General features: G+C 63.0%; 6 protein-coding genes. 5 read left to right on the forward strand and 1 reads right to left on the reverse strand.

Annotated features, from left to right (window positions below):
- Positions 1–179 precede the first annotated feature (179 nt).
- Positions 180–983 carry an SDR family oxidoreductase gene (locus VF629_RS11705; RefSeq protein ID WP_331058665.1) on the reverse strand — a complete coding sequence of 268 codons (804 nt, stop codon included), beginning with the start codon at positions 981–983 and terminating at the stop codon, positions 180–182.
- A 344-nt stretch (positions 984–1,327) separates the two neighbouring features.
- On the opposite strand from VF629_RS11705, the gene VF629_RS11710 reads away from it, so the two are divergent.
- The 5 genes from VF629_RS11710 to VF629_RS11730 all read left to right on the forward strand — a co-directional run bounded on the left by VF629_RS11710 (position 1,328) and on the right by VF629_RS11730 (position 11,158).
- Positions 1,328–3,538, forward strand: a complete 2,211-nt coding sequence (locus VF629_RS11710; RefSeq protein ID WP_331058666.1) for a GEVED domain-containing protein — start codon at positions 1,328–1,330, stop codon at positions 3,536–3,538.
- Positions 3,539–3,646: 108 nt separating this feature from the next.
- On the forward strand, positions 3,647–8,671 hold the full coding sequence (locus tag VF629_RS11715) for a gliding motility-associated C-terminal domain-containing protein (protein ID WP_331058667.1): 5,025 nt from the start codon (positions 3,647–3,649) through the stop codon (positions 8,669–8,671).
- 260 nt (positions 8,672–8,931) lie between these two features.
- A complete protein-coding gene (rlmD, locus tag VF629_RS11720; protein WP_331058668.1) occupies positions 8,932–10,344 on the forward strand; it encodes a 23S rRNA (uracil(1939)-C(5))-methyltransferase RlmD in 1,413 nt (470 codons plus the stop codon).
- Between the two features lie 83 nt (positions 10,345–10,427).
- Positions 10,428–10,568, forward strand: a complete 141-nt coding sequence (locus VF629_RS11725; RefSeq protein ID WP_331058669.1) for a GIY-YIG nuclease family protein — start codon at positions 10,428–10,430, stop codon at positions 10,566–10,568.
- 215 nt (positions 10,569–10,783) lie between these two features.
- Positions 10,784–11,158, forward strand: a complete 375-nt coding sequence (locus tag VF629_RS11730) for a hypothetical protein (protein ID WP_331058670.1) — start codon at positions 10,784–10,786, stop codon at positions 11,156–11,158.
- Positions 11,159–11,256 lie beyond the last annotated feature (98 nt).

Below are 11,256 nucleotides of genomic sequence, written 5' to 3' on the forward strand. Positions count from 1 at the left end.
TGTAAAAAGCCCTCCCGGGTATGACCCCGGCACTGCGCAGTGCCGGGGTCATACCCGGGAGGGCTTTTCGTTAAGGATGTTGTCACATTACTAGGCGAGTCGCTGAGGACAGGACGGATTAGCTCTGGTTACGTCCGGTTGCCACGGTCTTCGACCTCGCAATGACAGGAGGCATTCGTCTACAACTCGCCTTTCTCTTCTTTGCGGAAGTGGTTCAGCACCAGCTTGTCGGTGAGGCCGGGGAATAGCTTGTTCATGAAAACAGTGAGCTTGCCCTGGCCGGTGAGCACCAGGGTGCGGCGGCGCTGACGCACGGCTTTCAGGATTTCGTCGGCGACGGCCTCGCTCGTCATCATGGCGCCTTCGTCGCGCGGCGACTCTCCTTGGGAGGAGCCGTCGGCGGCCAGTGCCACCTGCCGGATGTTGGAAGCCGTGAAGCCGGGCGCGGCCGTGAGCACGTTCACGCCCTGGTCGAGCAGTTCGGTGCGCAGGGCTTCGAGGAAGCCGTTCATGGCAAACTTGGAGGCCGAATAGCCCGTGCGCCCCGGCAGCCCCCGGTAGCCGGCTATGCTGCTGATACCCACCACGGTGCCCTTGCTGGCCAGCAGGTGCGGCAACGCAAACTTGGTGGTGAAGACGGTGCCGAAGAAATTGGTTTGCATCAGGCGCTTGATGACCTCCAGGTCGGCGTCCTGAAAACGGGCGCGCATGGAAATGCCCGCGTTGTTGAGCAGCACGTCCAGCCCGCCGAAGCGGGCCACGGTTTCCTGCACGGCGCGGGCGGCGGCGGCTTCGTCGCCCACGTCGGCGCGCACGGCCAAATGGGCCACGCCGGCCGCCGCCAGGGCTTGGGCCGTGTCGGCCAGCTTGGCTTCGTCGCGGCCGGTGAAAGCCACTTGGTAGCCGGCGCGGCCAAACGCCAGGGCGCACGCCCGGCCAATGCCCGAAGTACCGCCCGTGATGAGAACTGTGGGTGTTAACATAAAAGTAAAGCGAAGCTCGGCGGCCCGGAGGGAAAAGGGTGCGGGCAAAGCGCAGGGGCAAACTTACGGCCGGGTGGTGCGATTTTTGCGCCTCTGTGCAACCGCAGCCCACGCGGCGCTGTCAACGAACCCAGCACGGAGAAGAAAATGCCGCACCGGGCCCGCATCAACAGGTCTTTCAGCCGGTGGATTGGCCGGAAGCAATGGCCCGTTTTGGCTACGTCGTCCCGGTTTTCTCCTTACATTTATCAATTGAATTCCCCGCATTCTCTTTTTGGTTCTGTATGACCCCACTTCTACGTTCTTGGTCCCGTGTTGCGCCGGGTGTTGCAGTTGTTTTATTGGTGTTGGGGGGGGCTTTTTCGGCCTCGGCGCAAACGTGCCCCGCAGCGGCCACCTGCACGCCGGGCCGGGCTAGCAACCCGCTGGCCACGGCCTTCAACATGGGCATCCTCAACGTGACGGTGGGCACCAACCTCATCAACCGCACGTCGGTGGGCCAGTCCGAAGGCTACCAGGACCTGAGCTGCACCACCAACGCCGCGCTGGTAGTGGGCCAGAGCTACCCCATCAGCGTCTCGACCAACGCGAGCACGCCCGAGAACGTGCGCGTGTGGATAGACTACAACAACGACGGCGCCTTCACCGGCAACACGGAGCTGGCTTTTAGCTCCAACAGCAAGACGCTGCACACGGGCACCATCACGGCCCCGGCTTCGGCGGTGCTGAGCACCCGGCTGCGCCTGCGCGTGGCCGCCGACTACGACAACGGCATCGTGCCCACGTCGTGCTCGACGCCCGAATATTCCCAAACCGAAGACTACAGCGTGACCCTGTCGGGCAATGCCGCGCCGCCAGTAGCGGCCTTCACCACCAGCGGCGCCCTCACGTGCACGGGCTGCGTGCAGTTTACCGACGCCAGCCAAAACCTGCCCACGGCTTGGCTGTGGACGTTTGGCGACGGCACCACCAGCACCGCCCAAAACCCCAACCACTGCTATACCACGGCCGGCACCTACGCCGTGACCCTGCGCGCCACCAACGGGACCGGCGTCAACACCAGCGCGGCCACCAGCATCGTGTACAACGCCACCGTGCCGCTGGCGGCCGCTTGCTCGCCTCAAACGGTTAACTACTTCGCCAACTACGGCATCACGCGCTTCCGGCTGGGCACCATCGACAACACGTCGGCCGATGGCAGCGCGGGCTTTCAGGACTTCACCTGCCCGCAACGCACGGAGTTGGTGGTCGGCATCAGCAACTCGATGACCATCACCACGGGGGGCGTGAATCCGCACGTCATCCGGGTGTTCCTGGACGCCGACAACAACGGCACTTTCGCCACGACCGAGCAGGTGTACCAAAATGTGAACGCCCCCAGCCCGGGCGCCACGACTACGTTTATCCTGCCCAACAACACCGTGCTCAACCAGCCCCTGCGCCTGCGCGTGGTGGCCGATGCCGTGGGCAACACCGCCGCCCCCTGCACCAGCCCAGTAAGCGGCCAGGTGGAAGACTACACCGTGATTGCTAAGCCCAACACGCTGCCCCCCGGCATCAACTTTACTTCCAACTACGTGCCCGGCGGCTGCGTGAACCCGGTGCAATTCACCGACCTCAGCACCAACTCGCCAACCTCGTGGCTCTGGGACTTTGGCGACGGCACCACCAGCACCCAGCGCAACCCCTCGCACCAATACACGGCGGCGGGCACCTACACCGTGGGCCTGACCGCTACCAATGCGAACGGCCCCGCCAACGCTTCGCGCCCGAACTACCTGACCATCGCCATCCCCTGCCTGACGTACTGCGCAGCCAACGGCACCGGCGGCACCGGCTCCGGCGGCACGCAGTTTCCCAGCAACTTCTACATGACTTCGGTGAGCGTGCCCACGGCTCAGCCGGCCTTCAACAACGTGTCGACCAATGCCCCGGGCGGCTACATCAACTACGTGACGCCCGTCATCACGGTGGGCGCCGGGGCGCGGGTATCCATGTCGGTGACGACCAACTTATTCGCCATCCACCGCACGTCGGTGTGGGTTGACTACAACACCAACGGCGTCTTCGAAACGTCGGAGCTAGTGCTGGACGGCATCACGACGAATACCTCGCCGGCCACCTTCACGGGGCAGTTCACGGTGCCTGCCAGCGCGACCGGTCGCAGCACCCGCATGCGCATCATTAGCGCGACCAACACCAACTTTCCTTCGGCCTGCGCCACCAACCTGTTCAACGCCGAAGTGGAAGACTACCGGTTGCTGGTGCAGCCCCTGGCCGTGCGCGACGCCCAAGCCCTGCCGGCGCTGAGCGTGTACCCCACCCCCACTCCCGATGGCCGCTTGCACCTGAGCTTGCCCGATGCCAGCGCCGCCGGCCTGTACTCGGCGGAGGTGCAAAACCTGCTGGGCGCCACCGTACTGCGCACTTCCCTGCGCCTAGGCCCCGCCGCCGACGCGGCCCTCGACCTAAGCGGCCTGGCCGCGGGCGTGTACGTGCTGCGCCTGCGCGACGCCAAGGGCCTCACCGCCTCACGCCGCGTGGTGCGGGAGTAGGCTGCTGCGGGCTTCCAACAATTCCTTGCATTTCCCACCTCGCAAAAGGCTGGCCGTCAGCAGGCCGCTAGAGTGCTTTTTTCTGCTTTTTTCCTTTTCCTGTACTGTATGTCTACACTTTTACTCCGGCGCGTTCTGGGGTCGTTTCTGCTGCTAACGCTGCTGGTGCTGGGAGCCCGCCCGGCGCAAGCCACGCACTTATTGGGTGGCGAAATGAGCTACCGCTACCTCGACGCCAACGGCCCCGCGGGAAACCCCTTTCGGTACGAAATTACCGTGACGCTGTACAGCAACGGCCTGTACGCCACCAATCCCGGCGGCATCGCCGCGCCTCCCACTTTTGCCCAGGTATCCATCTACAGCCGCACGACGGGTGCCCGGGTTCTGACTCCAACCATTCAGCGTACCTCGCCTTCGGCGAACGGGCCGCTGCCTCCTCCCATTTCGCCGTCGGTGCCGCAAGGCTGCGCGGTGCAGGGGCCAAGCCAGCCGTTTTACCTGTGCAAATACGTGCAGGTGGTGAACCTGCCCGTGTCGTTTGACGGGTACTACGCGGTGTACTCCGTGTCGGCGCGCAACAACACGCTCACCAACATCAACAATCTGAACGGCGGCCCCAGCGGGGGCAGCTTGCCGCTGACGCTCTACACGAGCATGGCCCCGCCCCTGATTTCCAACCGCTCGCCGGTGTTTTCGGACACGGCCGTGGCCATCGTGTGCCAGAACGATACCACCGTCACGCTCAACAACGCTTTCGACCCCGATGGCGACCGGCTGGTGTACTCGTTCGGCACGCCTTTCGGCAACCAGAACAACACCAATACCTTTCCGCCCTTCCCGAGCCTGGTTCCTTACTTCCCTGGCTTTAGCGGCTCGGCCCCATTCGGCCCGGGCAACGGCAACTTTGCGCTCATCAACGCCTCGACGGGCATTGCCAAATACGGTGGGTTGACCAACGGCTTGTACGGCATTGCCGTGGACGTGTCGGAATACCGCACCATCAACGGGCGGGAAGTGCTGCTCGGCACCACGCGCCGCGACTTGCAGCTGGTGGTGTCTACCTGCCCGGCCACCCCGCCGCCGCTGTTGCCGCCCGCCGTGACCACGCCCCGCAACTACACCATTGAGGAAGGGCAGTCGCTTACCATTCCGATAACGGCCACGCAGGCGAGCAACAACCCCCTGGTGCTGACGGTGAACAGCGCCCTGCTCGATGGCAGCGGCCCGTTCCTCACCACCCTGAACGGCAACACCGGCACGGTGCAACCCGGCAACCTAACGGGTACGGCCTCGGCCTCGGGCACCGGCACGGTCACGGGCACGTTCGTATTTAACTCGAAATGCGGCGATGCCCGCGCCACGCCTTACGACCTGGCCGTTACGGTGCGGGACAACGGCTGCGGCGGCAAGCTGGCCTCCGACATTTTCCGCATTACCGTGACGCGCGCCGCGGGGCCCAACGCCATCAACGGGCCCGCCCTGGTGTGCGACCCGGCCACGGTGCGCACCTACACGGCGGCCGGCCCCGTGCCCACTTCCTACAACTGGCGCGCCGTGGGCGGCACCATCACGGGCGGCCAGGGCACCAACACCGTGCAAGTGACCTGGGCCAGTGCCAACACCACCGGTACCCTGGTGCTGAAGGGCGTTTCGTCGCGCGGCTGTCCCACCGATTCGGTGGTAAAAACCGTGGACATCCGCCCGCTGGCGGCCCTGACCGTGACGCCGAGTGCCCCTACCCTCTGCCTCGGAGTATCGAGCACACTTACGGTGGCCGGGCCAGCGGGCCTCACCTACAGCTGGTCGGGCGGTGGCGTTACTTCTACCAATACTACCCTTACCGTCACGCCCACCACCACCACCACCTACACCGTGGTCGGCACGGATGGCACCTGCACCACTTCGGCTTCGGTGACCGTGACGGTGGCGCCTCCTCCATCGGCTGATGCTGGCGCTGACCGCACCGTGTGCCCGAACGTAGCGTCTACCCCGCTGGGGGCTGCGGCGGTCACGGGCTACACGTACAGTTGGAGCCCGGCCACGGGCCTGAGCAGCGCCACGGCGGCCCAGCCCACCGTGACCTTGCCCAACACCACCAGCGCCCCCATCACGCAGGTGTATACGCTGACGGTTTCCACGGCACCCAACTGCGCAACCAGCGTGAGCACGGTGCGCGTTACCGTAAGCCCCGAAGCCATTGTCAATGCGGGCCCGGCGCGCACTATTTGCCCGGGCGTGGCCTCGGGTACGTTGGGCACTCCCGCCCTGACTGGTTATACGTACAGCTGGAGCCCGGCCACGGGCCTGAGCAGCGCCACGGCGGCCCAGCCCACCGTGACCCTGCCCAACACCACCGGCGCCCCCATCACTACCACCTACACCCTGACGGCCACCAGCCCCGCGGGATGCACGGCCACGGCCACGGTCGCCGTGACGGTAAGCCCCGTGGAAGCGGCCATGCCCGGCCCGAACCTCAGCTTTTGCTCGGGCACTACTGCGGCGGTGCTGGGCGGCACTGCGACGGCCCAGCCCGGCTACACGTACAGCTGGAGCCCGGCTACGGGCCTGAGCAACCCCAACGTTCTGAATCCCAGCGTTACGGGCACCAATACGACCAACGCCCCCATCGTCCGGACCTACACCCTGACGATGACCAACGCCAACGGCTGCGTGAGCACTGCCACCGTGGACGTGACCATTAACCCCGCCGCGGTGGCCGACGCCGGCCTGCCCAAGCAGACCTGCCCGAATGCGCCTGTCACCATTGGCGGAACGCCCGTTGCGGGCACCATCTACGCCTGGTCTCCCGCCGTGGGCCTGAGCAGCACGTCGGGCTTGAACCCCACCGTGACCTTGCCCAATACCACCGGCGCCGCCCTCACGCAGGTGTACACCCTGACCGCTACCACTCCCAATGGCTGCGTGGCCACCAGCACCGTGGCGGTGACCGTGAACCCCAACGCCGTGGCCGAAGCCGGCCCCGACGCGGCCGTGTGCGACCGCAAGCAAGTAACGCTGGGGGCTGCCGCCCGCGCGGGCTACACCTATAGCTGGAGCCCGGCCACGGGCTTGAGCAATGCCGCCGTGGCGCAACCCGTCTTCACGGGCGTGAACACAACCAACGCCCCCCTCACCCTCACCTACACCCTGACGGCAACTACCAGCAACGGCTGCGCCTCCACCGACGCCGTGACGGTGACCGTGAACCCACGGCCCGCCGCCGAAGCCATTGTGGGCCCAGTATCGGTGTGCCCCACCGTGACGGGCATTGCCTATTCGGTACCCAATCCGGCCACTACCGCTTATACCTGGCTGATAAATGGCGGCACCATTGCCAGCGGCCAGGGCACGCCGGCCGTGACCGTAGACTGGGGCACGGCCACCACCGGTGCCTTCATCAAAGTATTCCGGCTGAATGCCCAGGGCTGCTCGTCCGATACCACGGTGCTGCCCGTCATCGTGAACCCGCAGCTGCAAACCGTGCGGCCCACCGGCCCCGGCGACGTGCTGGCCGTGGCTCCGGTGCCTACTTCCGTCTGCCAGGCCGATGGTCCTTACACGTACCGCAGCGGCGTCTTCTCCGCCGGGTCGAGCTATTCGTGGGTGATTACGGGCGGCACGCAGGTTAGCTCCTTCCAGAACACGGTAACCGTAAACTGGGCCCCGGTAACGGTGCCCACCATCCGCGAGATTGTGGTGACGGAAACTAGCAACCCCGCCGGGGGCATCTGCCGCGGCGTTTCGACGGCCCTGCAAGTGCTGGTGAATCCCTCTCCCCTCACCAACCTGGCCATTGTGGGCCCGGCCCGCGTGTGCGCTGCCAACGGCCCGGTCACGTTCTCGCTGCCCGGGGGCTTTGCTGGCTCCACCTATGTGTTTCAGCTGAGCGGCACTACGCTGGCCGGCACCGGCAACAGCCGCACCCTGGCCACCGTGCCCGCGCCCGGCACCTACACGCTGACCGTGCAGGAAACGACTTCCGCCGGTTGCGCCGGCCCGCTATACTCCACGCCCTTCGTGGTAACGCCTAACCCGGTGGCGCCCACCATTTCCGGTTCGGGCTTCGTGTGCAACACCGGCACCGCCCAGCAATACGCCATTGCCAACCCCAGCCCCGGCGCCACTTTCCAGTGGACGGTCACGGGGGGCACGGTCACAGCCGGCGGCACCAGCAGCCAGGTAACGGTGCTGTTCAACGCCACCGGCCCGTACGCGGTGAGCGCCGTAGAAATCAGCGCCACGCCCACTGCCTGCGCCAGCCCGGCGGCAACCCGCACCATTTTGTTCGACAGCCCAAGCCTGGCTCTGACCACGGCCTCGGTTGATGCCACCAGCAACAACCGCGTTATTCTCACGCTACGCGCCCCCAACAGCGCCAACACGCCCAACCCCGTGCGGGTGCTGCGGCGCGTGGCGGGCGCCGGCACGTTTGCGGCCGTGGGCACGGTGCCGGCCTCGGCCACCACGTTCACGGATAATAACGCCGTCGACGCTTCGGCTAACTCCTATGAATACCAGCTGGACTTGGCTAATGGTTGCGGCACGCCCGTCACCAGCACCCTGGCCCAGACCATCCGCCTGCAAGCCACCGCTGTGCCTGGCCCTGGCGGGCGCGACCAAGGCAACACTACGCTCAGTTGGAATGCCTACGTAGGCTTCCCGGTGAAGGAATACCGCATTTATCGCCGCAGCGACAACGGCGCGGCCGTGCTGCTGAACACCGTTCCGGCCGGCACGCTGCAAGCCACGATTTCCAACACCGACCCGACCGTGATTGCCAATGGCCTCGGCTTCAATCAGAATTTCCGGGTAGTGGCTGCCAGCACGGATGCCACTGCGCTGCTCTCGAATTCCAACGAGGCCAGCGTGAACTTCGCCAACACACTGAAGACGTACAACATCATCACGCCCAACCGCGACGGCCAAAACGACGTGCTGGTGATTGACAACGTGCAGCTTTACCCCGGCAACACTTTCACCGTGTTCAACCGCTGGGGCCGCGAGGTGTACAGCACCACCAACTACCAGAACAACTGGGGCGGCGATGCCAACACGCCCGCCGGCACCTACTTCTACCTCCTAAAACTGCCGAATGGCACCAGCCTGAAAAATTGGTTTGAAGTAGTTAAGTAGGACCGCAGATTGAACGGATTTTAACGGATTGAAACGGATTTTTTGTGGTTTCGCTCCGCTTCCGGTTGACTGAGCTTTAATTCGTTTTGGCAAAAGAAAAAGGCTGCTCTTGTGAGCAGCCTTTTTCTTTTTAGAGAATTCAGCAATGGTTTTGTGCAGCCTGAAATCCTTGACAAAAGGCGCGGAACCACAATAATCCGTTGTAATCCGTTGTAATCCGTTAAAATCCGTTCAATCTGCGGTCTACCTTTGCCCCCCTTATGAGCAGAGCCAAAAACATACCCGCGGAATTGCTCCGCAACGTTAAAATTCAGGACATGGTGGCCGAAGGCAAGTGCCTCGTCCGCGTCGAAAACCTCGTCATCTTCGTGTCGCAAGTGGCCCCCGGCGACGTGGTCGACCTCAAAGTCACCAAAGCCAAAAAGAGCTTCCTGGAAGCTGTACCGGTGAAGTTTCACTCCTATTCGGAGCAGCGCACCACGCCCTTTTGCCAGCACTTTGGCGTGTGCGGCGGCTGCAAGTGGCAGCACATCACCTACGATTCTCAGCTGCACTACAAGCAGCAGCAAGTGGTGGACCAGCTCACCCGCATTGGCAAAGTGGCGCTGCCCGAAATTCCGTTCATTCTCTCCTCGCCGCAGCGCACCTACTACCGCAACAAGCTCGAATACACCTTCAGCGACAACGGCTGGCTGACCACCGAGCAGATAAACGACGACTCGCGCACCTACAACCGCGAGGTATTGGGCTTCCACACGCCCACGCGGTTCGACAAGATTATCGACGTGGAGCACTGCTGGCTGCAGCCCGAGCCGAGCAACGAAATCCGCCTGTTTGTGCGTGACTACGCCCACCAGCACAAGCTGCCTTTCAACAACCTCGTGCGCCAGACCGGCCTGCTGCGCAACCTCATTATCCGCATCGCGGAAACCACCGGTGAAGTAATGGTGATTCTGCAGTGCTACCACGCCGACGAGGCCATCGTGCCCCTCCTGGATGCGCTGTACGCCAAGTTTCCCGGCATCACCTCGCTCAATTATGTGCTCAACAGCAAGGGCAACGAAACCTTCCACGACCTGGAAGTGGTGACGTACAAGGGCAAGCCTTACATCGAAGAAGAAATGGAAGGCCTGCGTTTCCGCATCGGCCCCAAGTCCTTCTACCAAACCAACTCCGAAGGCGCCCACCAGCTCTACAAAGTGGCCCGCGAGTTCGCCGACCTCAAAGGGGATGAGCTGGTGTACGACCTCTACACTGGCGCTGGCACCATTGCCAGCTTCGTGTCGCACCAGGCCCGCAAAGTCATCGGCGTGGAGTACGTGGAGCAAGCCGTGGCCGACGCCCATGTGAACGCCGAAATCAACAACATCACCAACACCGAGTTCTACGCCGGCGACATGAAGGACATCCTCACCGCCGACTTCACCGCCCACCACGGCCGCCCCGACGTCCTCATCACCGACCCGCCCCGCGCCGGCATGCACCCCGACGTGGTGGCTCGCCTGCTGGAGCTGCGCGCGCCCCGCATCGTCTACATCAGCTGCAACCCCGCCACCCAGGCCCGCGACTTAGAGTTGCTGGATGCAGCGTATAAAGTCACTCGCGTGCAGCCAGTGGATATGTTCCCCCACACCCACCACGTGGAGAATGTGGTGGCGTTGGAGTTGAAGTAATCAGAATAAGTAACGTCTCTGGAATATGTACCGTCTGTCATCCTGAGCGTAGCGAAGGACCTTATCAGGCCAAAACATCTACCATGCCTTATTACCTGTACATCACCACCAATCCGGCCAGAACGGTGTTGTACATCGGCGTTACCAACAACCTTTTCGTTCGCATAGCGCAACATTATGCCAACCGGGGCTCGGCCCAAACTTTTGCCGGCCGGTATTTCTGATACAACCTGCTGCATTTCGAAGAGTACACAGACAGCAAAGCAGCCATCGCCCGCGAGAAGGAACTGAAAGGCTGGACGCGGGCTAGAAAAGAGGCTTTGATTGCTATCGACAACCCTGAATGGGCTTTTATTCAAACCTGATAGTAGTGCGCCCGTGATAAGGTCCTTCGCTGCGCTCAGGATGACATTATAAACAACGAGTTCAATTGCACCGCATGGACTACTTCAACGACCCCGAACTCAACGGCAAATACCTTGGCACCATCACTAAGGATTTCGCCACCGTGTCCGATACGCTGAGCGAGGCTTCGGCCCAGATTCGCAAACGCGACATCAGCCAGTACCCCATTTTCGTGTTTGCCAAGCAGGAAGTACCGCTGGGTGGCCTGCTGGTGAACGCCGACGAGCTGAACCTGGAATGGCACGTCTTTGCCAGCTACCTGGAGCTTTTCGTGCAGCAGGGCATCGTGGCTGTCGAAGGCATTGAAGCCTTCCAAGCCACTTACAAAGACGCGAATGAGTTTTGCTGTCTTTTCGTGTTGGATAAAGAGTTTACGAACTTCGTCTTCGTGCCTTATCCGGAGGATTAGAGCACAGGGGAAACCGAGTTAATAAAACCAAAAAGAACGTCATGCTCATCTGCCGTCCGCGCAGCCGAAGCATCTCGCGTATGGTAGTAATCCAATCG

The organism is Hymenobacter sp. (genome assembly GCF_036388155.1).
Classification (GTDB): domain Bacteria; phylum Bacteroidota; class Bacteroidia; order Cytophagales; family Hymenobacteraceae; genus Hymenobacter.

Bases quoted from the DNA above. Each gene is read 5' to 3' on its own strand.
- VF629_RS11725 (WP_331058669.1), top strand. From the start codon at position 10,428: ATGCCTTATTACCTGTACATCACCACCAATCCGGCCAGAACGGTGTTG.
- VF629_RS11730 (WP_331058670.1), top strand. From the start codon at position 10,784: ATGGACTACTTCAACGACCCCGAACTCAACGGCAAATACCTTGGCACC.
- VF629_RS11705 (WP_331058665.1), bottom strand. From the start codon at position 983: ATGTTAACACCCACAGTTCTCATCACGGGCGGTACTTCGGGCATTGGC.
- VF629_RS11715 (WP_331058667.1), top strand. From the start codon at position 3,647: ATGTCTACACTTTTACTCCGGCGCGTTCTGGGGTCGTTTCTGCTGCTA.
- rlmD (WP_331058668.1), top strand. From the start codon at position 8,932: ATGAGCAGAGCCAAAAACATACCCGCGGAATTGCTCCGCAACGTTAAA.